The 19,364-nt window shown below is 41.9% G+C and carries 13 protein-coding genes; 6 read left to right on the forward strand and 7 right to left on the reverse strand.

Annotation, left to right across the window (positions count from 1 at the left end):
- The first annotated feature begins 11 nt into the window (after nucleotides 1-11).
- From PR795_RS15655 to PR795_RS15675, 5 genes are read left to right on the forward strand one after another with little or no spacing between them, the layout of a single operon-like run.
- Nucleotides 12-740, forward strand: coding sequence for a fimbrial biogenesis chaperone (locus tag PR795_RS15655; RefSeq protein WP_006663322.1), 729 nt, complete (start codon nucleotides 12-14; stop codon nucleotides 738-740).
- A 31-nt stretch (nucleotides 741-771) separates the two neighbouring features.
- A complete protein-coding gene (locus PR795_RS15660; RefSeq protein ID WP_036968530.1) occupies nucleotides 772-1,164 on the forward strand; it encodes a hypothetical protein in 393 nt (130 codons plus the stop codon).
- Nucleotides 1,157-1,687, forward strand: a complete 531-nt coding sequence (locus PR795_RS15665) for a fimbrial protein (RefSeq protein ID WP_006663321.1) — start codon at nucleotides 1,157-1,159, stop codon at nucleotides 1,685-1,687. The genes PR795_RS15660 and PR795_RS15665 overlap by 8 nt, the downstream gene beginning before the upstream one ends.
- Nucleotides 1,687-2,220 (forward strand): fimbrial protein, encoded by a 534-nt coding sequence (locus PR795_RS15670; protein WP_272516935.1) that lies wholly within the window; start codon nucleotides 1,687-1,689, stop codon nucleotides 2,218-2,220. Before PR795_RS15665 ends, PR795_RS15670 begins: the two co-directional genes overlap by 1 nt.
- A gap of 13 nt (nucleotides 2,221-2,233) precedes the next feature.
- The gene (locus PR795_RS15675; RefSeq protein ID WP_036973087.1) at nucleotides 2,234-3,298 is read left to right on the forward strand and encodes a hypothetical protein; all 1,065 of its coding nucleotides are present in this window, start codon (nucleotides 2,234-2,236) and stop codon (nucleotides 3,296-3,298) included.
- A gap of 2 nt (nucleotides 3,299-3,300) precedes the next feature.
- Here the strand turns inward: PR795_RS15675 and PR795_RS15680 are convergent, their stop codons facing one another.
- From PR795_RS15680 to PR795_RS15705, 6 genes are all read right to left on the reverse strand, one after another.
- Nucleotides 3,301-4,074, reverse strand: coding sequence for an AraC family transcriptional regulator (locus PR795_RS15680; protein WP_036979017.1), 774 nt, complete (start codon nucleotides 4,072-4,074; stop codon nucleotides 3,301-3,303).
- Nucleotides 4,075-4,257: 183 nt separating this feature from the next.
- A complete protein-coding gene (locus PR795_RS15685; RefSeq protein ID WP_272516936.1) occupies nucleotides 4,258-4,959 on the reverse strand; it encodes a fimbrial biogenesis chaperone in 702 nt (233 codons plus the stop codon).
- A 12-nt stretch (nucleotides 4,960-4,971) separates the two neighbouring features.
- Complete coding sequence (locus PR795_RS15690; RefSeq protein WP_036968536.1) at nucleotides 4,972-6,048, reverse strand: fimbrial protein; 1,077 nt, start codon at nucleotides 6,046-6,048, stop codon at nucleotides 4,972-4,974.
- 11 nt (nucleotides 6,049-6,059) lie between these two features.
- Nucleotides 6,060-8,567: a fimbria/pilus outer membrane usher protein gene (locus PR795_RS15695; RefSeq protein ID WP_006663316.1), complete on the reverse strand. Its 2,508-nt coding sequence runs from the start codon at nucleotides 8,565-8,567 to the stop codon at nucleotides 6,060-6,062.
- Between the two features lie 14 nt (nucleotides 8,568-8,581).
- Nucleotides 8,582-9,274, reverse strand: coding sequence for a fimbrial biogenesis chaperone (locus tag PR795_RS15700; RefSeq protein WP_006663315.1), 693 nt, complete (start codon nucleotides 9,272-9,274; stop codon nucleotides 8,582-8,584).
- Nucleotides 9,275-9,326: 52 nt separating this feature from the next.
- On the reverse strand, nucleotides 9,327-9,920 hold the full coding sequence (locus tag PR795_RS15705; protein WP_006663314.1) for a fimbrial protein: 594 nt from the start codon (nucleotides 9,918-9,920) through the stop codon (nucleotides 9,327-9,329).
- A 629-nt stretch (nucleotides 9,921-10,549) separates the two neighbouring features.
- On the opposite strand from PR795_RS15705, the gene PR795_RS15710 reads away from it, so the two are divergent.
- Complete coding sequence (locus PR795_RS15710; RefSeq protein WP_006663313.1) at nucleotides 10,550-10,972, forward strand: DoxX family protein; 423 nt, start codon at nucleotides 10,550-10,552, stop codon at nucleotides 10,970-10,972.
- Nucleotides 10,973-11,065: 93 nt separating this feature from the next.
- On the opposite strand, the gene PR795_RS15715 is transcribed toward PR795_RS15710, so the two are convergent.
- Nucleotides 11,066-19,270: an invasin domain 3-containing protein gene (locus PR795_RS15715; protein WP_272516937.1), complete on the reverse strand. Its 8,205-nt coding sequence runs from the start codon at nucleotides 19,268-19,270 to the stop codon at nucleotides 11,066-11,068.
- Nucleotides 19,271-19,364: the final 94 nt, after the last annotated feature.

The raw sequence follows: 19,364 nt of genomic DNA on the forward strand, positions 1-19,364 counted from the left end.
TGAGGTTGATTATGTTTAATTTTAAATCAATTTATGCTGCATTGATAAGCTTGCTAATGATTATGTCACAGGCTTCCTACGGTGCAGTGACACTGGATCGAACGCGCATTGTTTTCCCGGGAAATGAAAAATCGATTAATGTGCGTATTTCCAATGATAACCCTGAGGAGGCGTATTTAGCGCAAAGTTGGATTGAAGATTTACAAGGCAAGAAACTCACCCAAGGCGCTATTCTTGCGACTCCACCATTACAACGTGTGGAAGCCAATAGCCACAGTTTGGTACGCTTGAGTAAAACACCTTTATTGAGCCAGCTACCTGATGATAGAGAATCGGTTTTCTATTTTAATCTGCGGGAAGTCCCACCAAAATCTACCGAAGAAAATACTCTGCAAATTGCGCTCCAGTCACGGGTGAAATTGTTCTATCGCCCTGAAAAAATTCTAGAAATGTCCCAGACGAAATGGGCTCATAACATCACTTTACTGAAAACGGCGAAAGGCTACCGTTTGAATAACACCACCCCCTTTAATTTAACGGTGATTGGCATTGGTAATAGTAAAAAACAGTCGGAAGAGAGCTCATTCGAAGTCGTCATGGTGGCACCAAAATCCACTTTTGATATCACCACGCATTCACTCACAACACCGTATCTGACCTACATCAATGACTATGGTGGTAAGCCAACATTGGCATTTCGTTGCAAAGGAGACACCTGCACCGTCTCTGGAGAACAGTAATTTTACGAAGACATTGAGGGGGGAAAATCGGATGAAAATGATCCGGCTAGGATGCGCAATTATCACCATGGCAATGACGACGGGGGCGCTAGGCGATAAATTTTTAGGCAGTGTGCCACCCACTGAATCACATTATGAATCCCCCCACATGGGGTGGTTTTTGGTTAATGCCACGTTATTTAATGCGCCATGCAGCTTAGCAGTAAAGGAGAAGCCCGTATTGACTCAATGCGGTGCTGGCTTAGCATTCAGTGAAAGCGACAGTGGAGCAAAAACACCCGCAATGTTGTTAGTGGTGGATGCGGCGACAGGGAAAAGAGTGGTTCATTCCTCTGTTAACTTGGTGAATGGGAATAATACAGTGCAGCTACCGAATACCATCGATCCAGCTCATTTACTGAGATTGGAGGTGAGCTATGAATAAGCTAACACTATTTTGGTGGTTACTTGCGCCGCTTTTTTGGAGCCTTTCTGGACGAGGATATGCCCAGTTTTTGGATGTGGAGTTTAGCGGTGAATTGGTTCATTTGTCTTGCAAAGTCAGTGCGGGTTCAGTGAAAAAAGAGATTCAGCTTGAGGCGTTACGCATGCAGTCTCTCAATCAAGGAGATGTGAGCGAAATAACACCGTTCTCCATTGAAATTGACCATTGCCAGCAATCAGACATGGGGAAGTTAATCAAAATGACGTGGCATGGAACGCAGTTAGTGGATATTGATGGGCATAGTTACCTTATTACTCAAGGTGATAGCGATGTGGTGCTCGGTCTAGTGGACGGCGAAGGTAAACCGATTATTTGGGATGAACCCATTGATGTGGGGCATGTATCAGTGGTGAAAGATGAGCAGTCTCTATTATTTGGCGTTGTGGCGCGTAAGCCCCCATTTGGTTACGTCAATGCAGGGAATTTTTCTGGTTGGGTTACTTTTTCCGTGGAGTATGAATAGTGAAACAAATCAATAAAGTAAAAAACTATTGGTGTGGTTTGCTGTTACTCATTTCACCAATAGTTTATGGGGATGTTTTAGTGAATGTCGCTGCGACGATGGTGGATCCGGCTTGTCATGTTCGTAGTGAAGATGGCAGCTCTCCGCTGCAAATTAATTTTGGTGTGGTTGAAATCAATGGCGCTCCTGAGGTTTTGTTAACCAAAGATTTTCCCGTGTATATCAGTGGATGCTCAGGGAGAAAAACGCTGTCAGTGTTACTCAACCCGAAAGGCTACGGAACAGAGGAGTTTCTCGGTAGACATATTTTGTCAACCAGTGCGAAAGGGCTGGGGATCCATTTTCTTGATGTCACTGATGGGCAAGCGATTCCTTTAGAATTAAATCAATTACAGGCGCTCACCCCTCAGCCCATAAGTACGACCGAACACCGGATTGACCTACAAGCACAGTTGGTGAATACACGACCATTAAACCAGCTCCCTGCAGGGAGATTCACATCTGCAATGATGATTTCAGTCACTTATAACTAGTGGGAAAACCAATATGTTGAAGATTAGGCTCATAGCATGGGCATGTTGTTTGGTTGGTGGGCTTATATTGTCAATGATGGCGAAAGCGGATTATGCCGCACAAATCATTGATCCCAATGGCGGTTATACCATACGGGTGAATAACAACAGTACACTGGCGGATCACCCTGACGTCGGCTCTGATGGTCAAAACTACTACCAAGTTGGTGAACCCTTTGTCATCGATAGCAACCGTGCTGAACCTAAAGGTTTGGTTAAGTGTATTGGGCGACGTTGGGGAAGTACCAGTACACAAATTTTGCCTTCAAATGCTTTTCATCGGCTATTTATGTATGTGCCTGAAACGGGGTTTTCTCTCGGAGGACTCAAAGCTTATCGGCTAAATGCCAACTTAGTCATGACAGTAGAAGCTGACATGATGGAATGGACCAACCGCAGCTCTGGAGTTTGTTCAATGGCGAGTGAGGAGACTGTATTTGATGTTCCAAGGTTTGATAACCATTTTCCTATCACGATGACGTTTTATATTAAAGAGCAGATTATTGATGGGCAGCTAGTGATTAGTGAAATGCCCTTAGCAGGCTATGTACGGGCATTTACGAACCCAAAAGTGGCACCGCCTTATGATAGTTGGTCACTCAATGAATCTTCAGTTCCCCTACGACTAGCTGCATCACAAATTAATATTGGTGCAAAGTGTTCTACCAGTACCAGCAGTGGAGAAAAAAGTGTATTGAATTTACGCCATGGGCAATTAAATAGCCTGCAATATGACAACCGTGCTAGCGGCCAAGTCACTTACCATTGTCTCTTTCAATCCTCCACAAAAGTGCGTTTACGTTTGGATTACACACAAGATGACGATCCACAAAAGCGTTTACCTATGACGAATGGGGATAACGATACGATCTACAGCGAATTGGTGATCACCGATCTTGAAACAGGGCAATCTGGTAAAGAAATCAAAGCCGAAATTCACAGTATGAAAGAGTTTGAAATTAGTAGCCACCTGCGGGGAGAAAATGCGCAAGCTGGTGATTATCAAGGATCCGCGTGGCTAATCGCCACACTGGATTAGCGCTATTGCTCAATACGTTGAATAAAGCTTGAGGGAGATTGTCCTAACCATTTTTTGAACATAGTCGAGAAGGATCCTACATTGCTATAGCCCAGATCGAATGCCACTTCCGTGATCGACTTACCCGCTGAGATCCGGCTAATTGCATTGAGTAAACAGGCTTGTTGTCGCCAGTCAGAGAACGACAAGCCTGTTTGCGCCCCAAAAAATCGGCTAAACGAGCGCTCACTTTTATGTAATTTTGCTGCCCAATCTTGGGGCAGTGAGGTTATTTGCGGTGATTTTAAAAACGCTTTGCATAAGGTCGCGAGGCTTTCATCACGAGGAATTGGTGCGAAAAATGGTAAGGGTTCCGCCCGAGCCACTTCATGGAGAATCAACTGCATCAGCACGCCATCGCGCCCAGTGAGATCATATTCCAGCGGAACATCAACCGCTTCAAGGAGCAATTGACGCAATAGCGGTGTGACGCGTAGGACTTCACACTTATTACTGTTACGGGGCGCGGCAGCAGGCTCGATATATAAACTGCGGGTGCTGACATTTAGCATACGCGTTTCATGAGCGGTATTTTGAGGGATCCACACGCCGCTATCGGGAGGGATCACCCATTCACCATCTTCAGTGCTCACCTCAATTAACCCAGTGGCACCATATAGAAACTGTGCGCGTCGATGCTTGTGGGAATCCAATAGCACATTGGGTAGGTAGTCGGTACCGAGTGCTAAAACATCGCGCGCAACGTGATCAATAGTATTAAGTGGAATATTTCTCATTAGTTGTGTTCTTGTCGAAATCGTGATGGCTGAAATTCACATATTCATCATTATTTTTCGAATATAGGCAATTTTTATTGGCATGACCACATGTTTTACGTGGTTGGCTGAAATTCCAATGCCTTTGGCGGCTTTTCAAAAGTTGGCTCAGCAGGAAATGTTTACCCTAACTCGGCTCGGTACCTAATTGATGCTCATTGTATGGTTTACGAGGCTACCTTGATCATTGATATACACCGCAATAAGTTTACCATTTTGCCGATGACTCCCTTCTAGCTTTTCGGTTGAATACGGTGGGATCATAACGCTTTTCGCGATGGGGGTATTTTGGCTATTTTCATAATAGAGCTGTGAAATATTCAAAAAATAAGGGGTAGGATTTTTAATTGAAAGCTGATTCTCGGAATGTGAGGCACTCACGTTATTGATAAATGACTCTACGCCACTGGCAAGCGCTGCGGGTCGATAAAAAACTTTGATACGAATTTGTAGCGCTAACTGAATAATATTCATGCCTTCTTTGTTTTGAGGTTTTGGCGAGATATCAAGTACATTCAGGTAAAAAACAGATTCTCTATCTTGCGGTAAATCCCCACCAATAAATCGAATCCGTAATTGCGCGCCATCATGAGCGGCGATTTTGGTCACAGGCGGCGTCACAATAAACGGCGCCTCTGTTGTTTCAGGGGTAGAATGGATATTGCCCTCATCAACCCAACTCTGTACTAAGCTTGCTTGTTCACTGTCATTAATGGTTTGAATATTGGCTGATTTTTGGTCGCTTAAGTAAATCAAACGCGTTTTTTTGAGTATTAAGCTCGCGTGCGTCTGTGAGCTGAGAAGGAGCAACATTAAACTGTAAATAATCCCTTGAATATGCCGCATTTTTTCATCCTTCTAATTATAAGACATGACCACCGTTGCGGTGCTGGATACAGGGCCTTGCGTCACGATGGCAGGGGTATAAGGGTAATAATAAGCCCCCATATTGAGGGTAAATGATGGGGAAATCGGACTCCCTTTTGCGACACTGAAAATAGAGGTTGCGGTATTTTGTGCTGCCACACTATCTGAAAGAGTGATAGGCGTGGTGGGATTGCTTGCGGTCACTAACCGAAAACCTACACCGGCAGCACCTTGGCTGGCGGTGTTATTCATGGTGGTTTTATCTGTGGTAAGTAAGCTGCTGCTGGATAAGAAAATATTGATATCCCTTGATGCATTACCTCCTGCCAGAAAATCTTGACAGGTAAAATTGAGATTAAAGGGCGTATAACCTGCGCGTGTTGCTGATTTGACGGTACTGATACTGACGGGGGGCAGAGTCACCACTAACCCTTGGTTAGCAAAGTTACACGTGGTGGTGATTGGGTTATAGGTGACTTGAACGGGTTGTAAGTAAATATCATCAGGTTGAGTGGTCCAATTGAGTCCAAGCAAAAACGCGAGGAGTCTGGTCACCACATCAATAAGCCATTGTACAAGACCTAAAGTGGATGCATCCGAAGCAAAAACAACGGGGTTAATGGTTATACTGCTTCCTGCAATTTCAACATAATTTGAGCTCGGTTTGACGGTCACAAGGGTAAATTGTATGGTGAAATTTACATTGAGTTCATTGGCATTGTGAGAACCGGCAGATAGGTTTGACACATTGTTTTTTTCTAATTTGGTGACGGTCACTTCTACTAATTGTTTACCTCCATTAAATCCCACCGTTGCTTTGCGACCTTGAAATGGTGAGGCAATACCAACGACATTAGGGAGTAGTCCATTATTGGTACAAGTAAATGTCCCGGAAAATATGGTTCGAGAGTCTTTGGCCACGACAGTCGATGAGTTGCTTAAATCGTTTGATATATCAAACGTAATCGGGGACGCCGTGACTGTTGTCGCTTGTCGACAGTTCGCAGAGGCATACTGGCTGACGGCAAGTAAACTGGAAAATAATAATGCCAATGTGGTTTTTTTCATTGGATGTTCCTTTATTGACAGCGGTTTTTACCTTTATCCATCGTGTTAATTGGTTGATGAATGACGCACTCTTTTTCCCCTTTCAGCTTGACGTGTAAGGCTGAAGGTAGTTGATCACTCTTGAGGTACAACACGCCAGATTGCCCTACATATCCAATACTTTGCTGTTGTGGATCCACAACTTCTGTACCGAATGGCAGGCTATGACCATCCGTTTTTTCACCACGTAAAATAAAGGTTTGTCGAGTGTCTGTTTCTAACTTGATATAGTTCACTGCGCCTTGATACGGGCTGATGTTCGCCATATTTCCGAGCACTTCAGCGCCAGCCGTGTTTTCGGTATCAGAAAGGGTATATGAGTTAGCGCGATAAGGGGTGCTGTTGGTCACGAGCACCACACCGCGCTGATTGGTTAGCGTGGTTTTATTGTCATTAACCATCATATTATCGGCCATTGGGGCATCAATGATGGTATAGGTATCCCCGGTATCACCCGATAAGGCGATATGGTTAGGGATAGCAACCAAGGTACCTCGGGCACCTAACCCTGCCTGACGATAATCATTCGCTTCGGTGTAAGAACCGGATAATGTGGTGTAAGGGTGTTTATAGGTAATATTTCCACCGAGGACATTGTTACCCCCAGACTGATTCGTGCCTGTCACGGTGTAATTAATTTGGTTATCTTTCCCCGCGATGCCACTGACACTCATGGCAGTTTGTTCATAGTGAGAATCAGTAAAATAGCTGCCTAAGCTCACGTTAGCGCGTTTTTCGAATAGGCTAATGGGAACGCTGATATTCATATAAACGCGGGTTTCTTCTTTATTATCATAATTACGCACCCGTGATACAGATACGTTGTAGGAAATGTCGTTGTAGTTGTTGGCATAACCAACTTGATATTCTCGGCTACTGCCGTGAGTATTCCAGTAATCACGATGGGTTCCAGAAACAAAAACAGAGCCATAATTGTCGCCAAGTTGCTGATTCAAGTTAACGGTGAAGGTATTTTTCGCCCGTGAGCCTCGTAAGGCATCGAAGTTACTTAGCGAGAGATCGGAATTGTTATTATTATTGCCAATTTGGTTGGCATTTTCGTCTTGATATCGCTGCCAGGCTTTATAGTTATCATGAGAATAAATTGAATCGACAAAGCTATAGTAGCCGCTAGTGGAATAGCGGTATGTGGCGAGCGTTAAACTGGTCGAAGTGGCATCAATAAATTTACTGTAGGTTAAACGATAGCTTTGACCACTCTTATCTCCACTATCCAATTTAGTTTTGGCATGAGTGACGTCTGCGGAGATAGCACCAAAGCGAAAGTTCCAACCACTTCCAATGACGGCGGAATAATATTTCTCACTGAGTAGAGCGCCGGAATAGAGTGTCACTAAGTTATTCAAGCCGTAATGATATTCACCTTGAATAAATTTAGGTTGGTATGAGGTATTGTCGATTTTTGCTTGCCCAGCAAGAACGTTATAGTTGGAAACACCTTCTTTAAGCATGTCGGGTACGGCGGAGTAGGGAACAGAGAATGATTCTTTTCGACCATCCGCTTCTTGTATTACCACCAATAAATCACCGCTTCCCGCGCTAGGCTGAATATCGTTAAATGCGAATTCACCTGGCGGCACGTTTTCTTGATAGACCAAATACCCATTTTGATAAACGCTGACTAAGGCGTTGGTTTGTGCGACGCCCCGAATAATCGGCACAAAGTTTTGGCTTGAGTTTGGCAACATACCCACTTCCGTTGCGAGCATTATTCCTCGCATACGGATGCTATTAAATAGCGCCGTTGGTGTATAAAAATCGCCAGCCTTCAGCCCTGAGTTAATCTGGCTGATTGGGCGGTATACATAGCGGGTGTTATTGCGCCATTTTTGCGAGCCATGGGATGAATAGCGATAACTGGATTCATCACGAAATTGCCATGCACCTAAATTGACACCCGAGTTGAGGGTGGCATAGAAATTCTCATTATTTCTCTTTTCGTGTTTCTTCTCTTTATAAGTGTAATAGTTTGTATTATAAGCAAAAATAATGGCTGGCACGCCATGTTGCCACAAGCTGGGATCGACATAACCAGATTCAGATTGTTTAATCGACACTTGTGGAACTGTAATGTTTAGTCGTAATTCGCTGATTTTAAATTGGTAATGTAAATTGGGTGCCAGTGAGCTGAGTTGAACATATGCGTTATCTTCAGTCTGATCTGTTTGGTTAGGTGTGGTTTTTAAACCGAGCTTAGGGACATCACTTTGCGCAATGCTGATTTGCTTACCATTATCTTCAACATTGATGTCAAACTGTCCTTTCCAAACCTGATTAACATAGATGTCCGCAAGTTGTTTGCCCGCTGGAATTTGTCCATCCGAATAGAAACGAGAAATATCTCCTTTTGCAGATTCACCCACCAAAAGGGAGGTATCGAATTCATCTGCAAATGCATTTTTTAGATAAGTCTGTAGCCCTATTAAAATAAGGATGTAGAGATAATTTTCTTTTTTCATGATGGTTTCTTCTGTTAAAGCTGAAGGTTTTTAGATTTGAAAACACCATAGTCATCAACATAAGTCAGAATAAGATTGTTACCTTTTAACTGCTTTTTTAACGGCAGTGTTTTGGATGTGTGGGGTGGAACCATCTCTGAATCAACAAGCGTTGTTTTTTTATCTTCAGGCGTTGTAATAGCAGCAATTGTAAAGTGGTATTGGGAATTATTATTCACGACAATACCGTTATTATTTAGCTGGTAATTAATATTGTCCGTGATATTTTCAGGTGATTCAGTTAATCCCTTAGGTCGATAAAATAATTTTATTCTTGAACGCGCCGCTAATTGAATGACATTTTTCCCTTTCATTGAATCTGGCGCTTTAGGAATATCTAGGACATTTAAATAAAAAATACTTTCAACATTATCTGGAAGTTTTCTATCTGTTTTTTTAATTTTTAATTGTTGACCTTGCAAACCCTCTATTTTGATAATAGGAGGATAAAGATAAAACGGTGCATCTGAATTTTCAGGTGTTGAGTTTATATTGCCATCATCAATCCAAGATTGAACTAATGACGGTGTTTTACTGTTATTAGTTAATTGCACGGACATGCTTTGTGCATCTTCAGGATATATAATTCTTGTTCCTGTAATAATAACGTTTGAAAATGTTTCTTTAGAAAATAATAAAAGAAGTAAGAATAATAATTTTATTTTCATAATAAATTCTCACTAAAAGCTAGGTTCAGAGGAACCTAGCTTGAGTTTATTGTTATAGATATGAAACGGTATAAACAACGTTTGATTGCAGCGCACCGACAGATGCGGCAGTCGCATTTGTTTTGTAGTAGCTAGCAATTAAGTTCAATGTTGCACCCGCAGCTGAAGTGGTATTGGCTGCGGTTAACTGAGTATCAAAGGTCGTATTTAATGGAATAGCAACGGTTGGTGATCCAGTCTGTGACAAGCTAAAGCCCACGTTACGAGCAACGGCCGGATCATTTTCGTTCACTGTTGTATTCATTAAATACAGGCCTGAAGGCGAAATATTACTTGAAGAGAAGTGAAGTTTTAATGTCCCTGCTGGCGTACCTCCACCAACAATTGCACAGTTTGAAAAGGTAAGCCCAAAGGCTTTTTGGTTTTTTGTAATAACTGTACTTGCCGTTGTTCCTGCATCAGAAGATATAATCGGATCTAAAGCAATCGACATATCAGCGCTGTTATTACCATTAATCGTACAGGTAGTATCACTAATTGCACCGGAGAAAGAAATAATACCTCCAGGGCTATTTGTGGCAGCAATTACTGAGCCAGATAACACGGATAAGGACAGTATTGATAGAGAAAGTATATGTCTAGGCATAATTAACCCCATCGAGGTTCTCGATTAATTAAATAAGTGATTTGTTTCGCTAGCTGGATTTGCTAGCTTTTTAAGCTTAGCTAATGAATTAGGAACTTCAAGAACTGTAAAGTCGAATTTTTAGGTTTATAAAACCAATGATTTTGAATTTTTAGAGTGAAAATTCAAAATGTAACTGTTATTTTGTATGTCATGCTGGTTTTTTATGGGAAAGTAGTGAATATACGGATTTAAGTATAAATAATATAAGGCCGTTTTTTTATTTTTGGGTTTTTATTTAAATTGCCATGGCTATCTCTATTTTTTTAATTAAAAAACAAATAAAACGAGTGTCAGTTTAAAGGGTTATATTTTTTTAATTAATTAAAAATTAATTAGATAATTAATCTTATTAACTATATGGTTAATTAAATTGGTTTAGGCTCTTACTGAATAATAGTAGAGTCAATAACTTCAAAAAATTCGATTAAAAAAATGAATAATGGTCGCTATTTTTGAATAAGATAGAGTGTAGTAAAAGTAACTGAAATTACCTTGATATAGATGAAGAAAATGTAAATTAAAACAATTCGCATTTTGCATTTTTGAACCATAATGATAAGTAACATAACGTAAAAATGGGGTGCAAAATGGTCGGACTATTCAATCGTTGTTTGTCACATGAAGACGCAGGAAAATTGCTGTTGCGCTTAGCGGTGGGGGGATTAATGCTATTTCATGGAATGAGCAAGTTGCTAACAGGTGCGAGTGGCATCAAAGGATTGCTGGCGTCTTATGGCTTACCTGAATTTATTGCCTATGGCACGATTTTAGGGGAAGTGGTTGCTCCTATCTTCATTGTGTTGGGTATTTTGACTCGCCCTTCAGCGCTTTTAGTTGCTTTTACCATGGTTGTCGCGTGGTTAATGGTAGGGCTAGACAAAACCTTTTTATTGGATAAAACAGGGGCATGGGCGATTGAGAGTATCGTTTATTTCTTTGTGAGTGCGCTGGCGATTGCTTTGTTGGGTGCCGGGAAATATTCCGTGGTGAAAAGCGAAAATTGGCGATAAATAGTGTGGAATAGTGAAAAGGGCATCGAAATCGATGCCCTTTTGTGTTTAATTAACTAAAATCTAGTCTCCATAAGGGGCTTTAAGATTTATTTAAGGTTGAAGGTCGTCAACGCAAATGACTCCTCTTTCATCATTTGCTTTCATAAGCTCATAGTTATATGGATTCAATGCATGAGTTAGCTTTGTTGAGGTTTGCATATCAGCAAGCAAGAGAATCGGTTGTGTGTTAGGGACAAGTTGCTTTAGAAAATGCTGGTTGTCCCATTCATGGAAAACTCGTTCCCCAGCTTTACGTTGCATTACCCATGTTGCTCCGCTTGTTACAAGATCATCGCGCAGAATTACACGGCTAGGAGCTTGGCAAACATTTATTGCTTTTTGCACCGAAAAGTCCCCCTTATACTCATACCATTTTTTCAACGTAAAACGATACGCTACAGTGCGTTTATAATTGGTGTGTGCTTTAGGCTTCCCTGTAAAGATAGGGATCATTGCATTTATACCCTTTATAGGCGTTGGTTTGCGTAATAGGGTGACAATCCCTTCTTTATCAATAGATAACCAATCAATGTCAACACTCCAGTCATAATCAGTTTGTTTACCAATTGGAGCAATAATTTGAAATTGAGCCCCAGCAAATCCAGTGTGAGGGAATTCATCATTCTCAGAGAAGATATGTTCTCTTCCAAGCGCTTTAATTTTTAATTTACCGTAGGTCACCACGATGATCTCCGGTGTTGACCCTGAGTAATCAATGGAAGCTTTATCAAGATAAATTGTCGATTCACCCACCACAGGATTATTAAAGTTAGCGGTATATACGCCATCAGTGGTTTCAATCATGATACGGTCAATCTTTCCAGCAGTAGCTTGTATATGGGGTTTTTTTCCTTTAATTGCGACGCCATTTGCATCTTTTAACTCTAATGTCACGATGGCATTGGTACTACTGTTTTCATCAAGGTCATCTCTATTTACAGATAATTGACTCTTACCAGTGGCAAATACAGGTGTGCCCGCTTGTACTGTTAGGTTAATTGGGGCACTGATTTGGGTACCCACATTTGCAGTAATGACATAATTTCCACTAATAGAGAGGATCATTTCTCCTTTATATTCACCATTTTGCTCTTTCCATGTTGGCTGGTTTACGGCTCCATTTGCATTGTTTAAATGGATATCAGCCGGTTTTATCATGACGTTGTTTCCATAGATATCTTTCGTGCTTAATGTGAACATGACGTTTTCACCAAGCGTAATGTTGTTGTTATCTATGGCTAACTCAAGGCTATTGACATGTTGTATTTCCGTAAAGGGTTGAACGGTAATTTTTAGGATGTTATCGAGATTATTCACCTTAGCCGTTAACGTGTGCTCTGCGACTTTCTGCAAGTTTACAGAAGCCGTATATATACCCGATTGCTTGCCATCTTCAGCCCAATTCGGTGATGTTAAGTTTTCAGGTGTATAGCTATTCGATAATAAAATATCTTTACTCCGTACGTTATTCACTCCGTTTCCATATTGATCTTTCAACGTTAAGGTGAGCACCGTTGATGTATTTGGTAAGACCTGAGTAACGGTTGCGGCAAGTTGTATTGAAGCTACTTTATCTTTACCACTTGGTGAATTAACGTGAATAGAGTTCGTCTCCGTGAATTTATTCACTGTTACCATCAGTGGGGTATCACCGGCTTGGTTTAAAGCAAACTCTGTATGATAAGATCCATCTTGGTTGTCTACCCAGGTTGTGGTCTGAAGGGTTGACCCAATAAGGAGTTCAATATGCTGAGCTTCAACGCCAACCACACCATTATTGAATTTATCCATTAAGGTTAGTGTGAGTTTGGTTTTTTCTGCTACCTCAATTTTTGCTGGGGCTTGTAGGGCAATGGCTGCAACATTGCTATACCCTTTCAGTGGTTGTACATGGATTTGAAGCATTTTTGTTTGCCCATTGACGCTGGCAATCAAAGTGTGTGACTTCACTTTATCAAACTGCACATCTGTGATGTACGTGCCTAATGTTAAAGGTGATTTTACCCATTTTACTGAGGTTTTGATTTTTGAGTCGGTATTGGTTAAGTCAATATCTGAAGCTAAAACATCATCGACTTCGTTACCAAAGCGATCCTGAACTTTTAATGTAAGCTCTGTTTTCTCACCAACGGAAATTGTATTTTTTCCAGTTGTTATTATAACTTGGCTGACATTGGCCGCGCCTTTGAGTGCATTGACAGTAATATCTGCGGTTGAAGTGCGTTGTTTATTAATCACTGCGCTTAACTTATGTTTTCCAACGAGCGTTAACGGAAGTGATGCTTTATAAATACCTGCGGAATCCATACGCCACGCTAATCGACTGTTATCGATAGTTTCAGCTGTATAGCTATTTTCCAGCATAATATCCGAACCATTGACACCAATAATGAGATTATCGTATTGGTCTTTCAGCTCTAGCGTTAACTCCACATTGCTACCTGCATCCAAATTCACAATACTGGAGGCTAACTTGGCTTTTGCCACTTTAGTACTTCCAACAGGTGCAGTGACTTCAATAGTTTCAATTCGGCTATTTTGCTGATTAACCGTTGCTCGAAGTGGGTAAACACCGACCTGCTTGATTTGTACTTGGGTAGTGTAAATACCATCCATGGCAGATAACCATTTCTTATCAATTTTGGCGTTGTTCTGTGTAAGGTGAATATCTCGGTTTTGAATATTGGTGACACCATTGTCTACCGAATCTTTAAGTCGTAGGGTTAATTCAGTGGTATCTCCCGCTTCTATTGCCGCATCTTTAATCGTCAGCGCCGTTGTATTGACATTGCTAGCACCACTTAGAGCCTTAATTTCAAGCGTTACTTTATTACTGAGAATATTTTTGACGATCGCCTGCACATCTTGCGAGCCTAATCTATTCATCAGTAAGTCAATCGAATAGCTGCCATCGCTGTGATCCTGCCATTGAGATATCTCACTTAAATTTGTTAATAGCTTTAAATGAGAATTCGCTCCGGTTAAAGGATTATTAAATTTATCCATTAAGTTAAGTGTAACGGTGATTTTATCACCAGAACCAACCGTTTTTTTACTGCTGCTAAGCATTACTGTATCAAGTGCACCACGTTGCCCCGTCCTATCAACGGTGCTTAATGGGATTGGCATTGGGTTATTGATAGTCCAATTTACGCTTGCTAGCTGACCATTAACGGTCACTTTAACGGCATGTTGACCTTTTTGCTGTGCAGGAAGTTCTCCAGAGTATTGACCTGTATCGCCTAATTCAGTCAGTTGAATCGACTGAATAACGCCATCAATTTCAAGGGTCATATCACGGTTGAGAACGTTGTTAACAGGGTTTCCATATTTATCTTTCATTATCAAGGTAATGGAGGAGGTATGACCGGCATCAACGGTGGTTATTGGGGATATCTCCAATGTCGCAACTGAAGATGCACCTTGAGGAGGTGTGACCTGAAGAGTGGCATTGTGTGAGATATTATTGACTTTCACTGTGACAGTTTGCTTTCCAACGCTATTTAATGAGATCTGTGCGGTATAAATTCCTAAGTTGTTCATCTCAAGCCAAGTCGTTGGAAGGGGCGTGCCAGCGCTATTTTCTAAGGAAATATCAGCACTGTTGACTTGAGAAACTGGATTGCTGTGTTGGTCGTTGAGTTTCAATATCAGCGTAGCGGGAGTACCTGCAACGATATTTGCGGTGCTAGTTGATAGCTGAACATCACTGACTTGCTTCTGACCAACGGAAGAAATGGCATGAATTAGCACATTATCTTGCTTGCTATTAACAGTGGCTTTCAATGAATGAATGCCACCTTTAGTCACAGTTGTTTCCGCTGTATAGACACCTTTTTGCTGATGGTGCCATTGCAACCCTTTTAGCGCACTGCGCGTATTATCATCATTGATATTTATACTATTATCCAGTACATCGGTTACGCCATTATTAAACTGATCAAGCAGCGTGAGTTTGAGTTGAATTTTTTCACCAACGACAAATTGTTTCGGTGTAGCATCAAGGTTAACGTGATGAACGTGAATAGCTCCTTTTAACGCGATAACATCGATATCAATAGAGGGGCTATTGGTGAAACCGACTGTACTAACAAGCTTATGATTTCCTAATTGTTTGAATGAGATTTCGGTGGTGTATACGCCATTACCTTGCTCTTTCCATTGAATATTGGATAGCGTCAGTTTGTTATCTTCTAATTTGATGTCACTAGAAGGAATTTTCTCAACATTATTATTGTGTTTATCACGCAAAGTGAGAGTGAGTGTTGTGCTCTGCCCCGCAGAAATCTGTAGGTGCTGGGCGTGTAACTCAACGGCGTTCACTGATGTTTTAGTTTGTTGAGTTTCAACCGTAATCGAAATAGGTTGGCTAGCGATAGTGTTTATGGTCGCAGTCAAGCTATCACTGCCCAGCTTAGTCAAGGGGAGTGAAGTTGTATAAGTACCATCGTGATGATCTTTCCAGACGAAGGAGCCAGTTTGACCATGGGTTAACGCGATTGCCGAAGCGAGACCCGTTAACGGATTTTTAAAGGCATCTTTCGCCGTCACGGTTAAATCAAGGGTATCACCGGATTGTAATCCCGTGAGGGCGGCACTGCTTAAAGCTACAGTCTCTAGGACACCTTGCTCACCCATGTTCCCCTGTACCTTGGAGGGGATTGGTGTTGGAGCTTGTACAGTTAAAGTCTCTTTGTTGGAATCCTTACCGTTGATGATCACCTGAATGTCTTGTTTGCCACTGTGCTGCGCTGGCAGGGGCACGGTGTAGCTACCATCTGGATTTTGCGTCGCTGGGAGCGTGTGGGTGGTGCCAGCAATGGTCACCTCTAGTTGCTGAATATCGTTGACCGGGTTGCCGTTACTATCGGTTAAGGTCACGGTCAGCGTTGGTGTTTCACCGGCTTGCGGGGCTTTATTGGTCGGGGTGATCGCCACATTTTGCACACCGGTGTGACCGGTGCGGTTAGTGACGTTGACCTTGAGGGTATTGCTGTCCACCTTATGGGCGGTCGCCGTCAGGCTATCTTTGCCCAGCTTGCTTAAGGTCAGTGAAGCCGTATAGGTACCATCTTGGTTATCTGTCCAAGTGATGGAGCCAGTTTGACCATGGGTTAACGCGATTGCCGAAGCGAGACCCGTTAACGGATTTTTAAAAGCATCTTTCGCCGTCACGGTTAAATCAAGGGCATCACCGGATTGTAGTCCCGTGAGGGCGGCGCTGCTTAAGGTAACGGTCTCTAGGACACCTTGCTCACCCCTGTTCCCTTGTACCTTGGAGGGGATTGGTGTTGGGGCTTGTACAGTTAAAGTCTCTTTGTTGGAATCCTTACCGTTGACGGTCACCTGAATGTCTTGTTTACCGCTGTGCTGCGCCGGCAGGGTGATTGTGTAGCTGCCATCCGGATTCTGAGTTGCTGGAAGCGTATGCGGTGTTCCTGCAATGATCACTTCAAGTTGCTTCACGTCGTTGACTGGGTTGCCGTGGCTATCAGTTAATACCACGCTGATCGACGGTGTCTCACCGGCTTGCGGGGTGTTGTTGATCGGGGGGAGCACCACATCTTGAATTTTTGAAATATCAACATTATGGCTGACCGTCAAAACAGTTTTGGGGCTGAATATACCATTCACATGGGCTGTGATATCAATATCCCCAGTTTTGGTTAATGGTAAATTGACAATATAGTCATATTTTCCATCTTGGCGCCAAGCAATATCGTTTCCTTTTAAATCACCAAGATGAATATTACTAGGGTCGATATTTTCAATCTCATTGCCAAAACTATCTTTCAGCGTGACCATCACAAGTGGATTGTCACCAGATTTAAAATCTGTACGGTTAGGATTGATATCGATTTCAATATCAGCGATGACGCCTAATGTTCCTAGTGGACCGCTGCCGTCAGCGGCGACAGATGCGACGGCATTTGTTCCACGCGTATTAAACTTTTGTTCTTGTGAAACTGTTTTGCCCATAACAACTTGGATGGTATGCGTACCAGATTGTTGCCCGGAAATTTTAGCGGCATAGATGCCTTTGTCGATATCAGTATCCCAAATTGCTGTTGACTCCGTTTTCTTGTCAATGATGGTCGTAATGTCATTTTGGGCATCAATAATTGGGTTGCCGTGACTATCCAGTAATTGAAATGATACTTGGCTTTCTCTGCCTGCATACACTTCAGGGACATCTAGGATAGTCACTTGATGTAATTTACCGCTAAGGAATTGAACAGATTTGGTTTCACTCTGGCCATTGATGGAGATGGTCACTTCGCTTGAACCCGCTTTTAAACTAGTGAGTGTAACTTCAACAATGCCATTTTCATTGGTTGTTGCTTTATCGACGATCTTTGCATGCGTTGCCGAAAAAGTGACTTCCTGATTGGCGAGCGGATTTTTATTTTTATCAGTAATGTGAGCTTTTACTGAATTTGTTGAAATACCATCGGCAAGAACACCGGATCGGGTGATTGTAAAGCTGTGGATACTGGCTTGAGCCGAGTCTGGCTTGAAAACGACTTGGGCTTTCGCCGGTTGATGATTACCTGTGTAAGCGCTAATTTCGTATGATCCTGCAATTTCTGAGGTAAATTGTACCAGTGCTTCGCCTTTATCATTGGTTGTTGTTATGTACTCCCAGGGGTTAGCGACTTTCATTGTTTGCATTTTTTTACGTAGGCTATTTTGAACGCTGGAGTTAGTGGTCGTTTTTGTTTTCCGGGAGGCGAGTGTGAGCGCATTTGGTAAAACAAAGACCACTTTTGTGTTAGGGATTGCATGACCAAGAGAGTCTCTGGCAATAGCAGTAAGACCATTAATATCATTTCCATTCGCTAAGCCTTTCCCATGAAATTTCATATCACGAGGACTGATACTGATTGAGCCAGAGTGGGTAATTTCAATTAATGTTTCAGCGACAGGCGAGGCATTACCTTTAATATCATAGGCAATTGCACGTAAACGGTAGCGATTTATCCTTTGTACATCTTTTGCTGCATTGGATGTTTGATAAGATGGCAAAGTTAAGGTTGCCATTTGATCATCCGAACTAATAGAACCGCCTACAGCCAAAAATTCAGGTGCTTGCCACTCAATATGTTTGAGGGGGTATTTACTTGTGAAAGATTTGACTAGCGGCACGGACTGACCTGTTACCCCTTGAATTTTACTCGGTAATGACAGGTGTAGTACGGTTTTCTTTTGGTAGTTGAGAATAATATTATTATTACGCTCTACAAAATCATAACGATTGCCGGAAAGACGACGGGTCTCGGCAACCTTGGTTGGATCTAAATGGTGAGCTAAGTTTTTACCGAAGGTCCACGTAAATTGAAGTTTGGCTTGGGTCTCTACTTGTTTTTCACTACCAAGCTTATGACTGGCATTTAATGTGAATAATGGGAATGGCGTCCAGTTAGCACCGATGGTTGCGGCATTTGGGTTTTTTTGACGTTTTGTTTTTCCAAATAATGCAACGCTATCGCCATAATATTGCTCATATCTTAGGTTTCCACCTAGGTGTGGGTAATTTGGCAGCCAACCTTCTACTTGTATATCCCAGCCATGAGCGGGTTTAGCATTAAAATCGTGATTTAATTCTGAGGCACTTTTCCATGATGTTAAACCGAAATAACTATTGGCATTTAATTTTAAATAGTCTTGCCAGTATTCCACTCCTAATCCTACGCGAGTATGGGCGTGAGACAAATCGTGATCGATAAACGCGTTCATACCGATAGTGCTTTTTTCATGAAAATAACGTAAGCCAATTCCATTATTGGTATGAAAACGCTCATCATAGCGATGAAGAGTGTGCTGGGTGAATAGCAGGATATCTTCTTGGTCATACCAAGGGATCAACCAGTCAAACTGTGAATTTTTGATGGAGAATTTTTTATCAAAATCGATATTGAGTTTGACATTGCCTGCTTTGGATAACCAATATTCAATCTCTTTTGTCGCTTCACTGGAAACTTTATTTCGAGCGTAGTCTTGCGCTATCTGAGACAGATCCTTCATCGTTTTCTTTTGTGAAAGGAAGGTTCCAACTGTTTTAGTGTATTCAGCGGCTAAGTGTTCGGTATTATTTTCATCGATGATTTGGTCGCTACCTAATGATGGTAACTCTTTGTTATCCAACATTTTTGCATAAGCTGGGATAACAGGCATAATGACAGATGACCAAATAGCCGTAAATATAACAAAACCGTTAGCCAATTTTTGCTTAACGGTCGAAACAGAGGAGCTCATTCAATTTATTCCTAGTGGCGAAAATTTACGCGGCTATTCTGAGGTGGGTATTCGATATAGGCTTGTGAATTGATTTGACTTAAAAAGAAATTGA

Origin of the sequence: Providencia sp. PROV209, from assembly GCF_028479485.1 — a bacterium.
GTDB classification, from domain to species: domain Bacteria; phylum Pseudomonadota; class Gammaproteobacteria; order Enterobacterales; family Enterobacteriaceae; genus Providencia; species Providencia alcalifaciens.

What these genes read in the sequence shown, in the direction of transcription:
- PR795_RS15705 (WP_006663314.1), bottom strand. Translation starts at nt 9,920, where the DNA reads ATGCCTAGACATATACTTTCTCTATCAATACTGTCCTTATCCGTGTTA.
- PR795_RS15715 (WP_272516937.1), bottom strand. Translation starts at nt 19,270, where the DNA reads ATGAGCTCCTCTGTTTCGACCGTTAAGCAAAAATTGGCTAACGGTTTT.
- PR795_RS15685 (WP_272516936.1), bottom strand. Translation starts at nt 4,959, where the DNA reads ATGCGGCATATTCAAGGGATTATTTACAGTTTAATGTTGCTCCTTCTC.
- PR795_RS15710 (WP_006663313.1), top strand. Translation starts at nt 10,550, where the DNA reads ATGGTCGGACTATTCAATCGTTGTTTGTCACATGAAGACGCAGGAAAA.
- PR795_RS15700 (WP_006663315.1), bottom strand. Translation starts at nt 9,274, where the DNA reads ATGAAAATAAAATTATTATTCTTACTTCTTTTATTATTTTCTAAAGAA.
- PR795_RS15665 (WP_006663321.1), top strand. Translation starts at nt 1,157, where the DNA reads ATGAATAAGCTAACACTATTTTGGTGGTTACTTGCGCCGCTTTTTTGG.
- PR795_RS15680 (WP_036979017.1), bottom strand. Translation starts at nt 4,074, where the DNA reads ATGAGAAATATTCCACTTAATACTATTGATCACGTTGCGCGCGATGTT.
- PR795_RS15655 (WP_006663322.1), top strand. Translation starts at nt 12, where the DNA reads ATGTTTAATTTTAAATCAATTTATGCTGCATTGATAAGCTTGCTAATG.
- PR795_RS15660 (WP_036968530.1), top strand. Translation starts at nt 772, where the DNA reads ATGAAAATGATCCGGCTAGGATGCGCAATTATCACCATGGCAATGACG.
- PR795_RS15695 (WP_006663316.1), bottom strand. Translation starts at nt 8,567, where the DNA reads ATGAAAAAAGAAAATTATCTCTACATCCTTATTTTAATAGGGCTACAG.
- PR795_RS15690 (WP_036968536.1), bottom strand. Translation starts at nt 6,048, where the DNA reads ATGAAAAAAACCACATTGGCATTATTATTTTCCAGTTTACTTGCCGTC.
- PR795_RS15675 (WP_036973087.1), top strand. Translation starts at nt 2,234, where the DNA reads ATGTTGAAGATTAGGCTCATAGCATGGGCATGTTGTTTGGTTGGTGGG.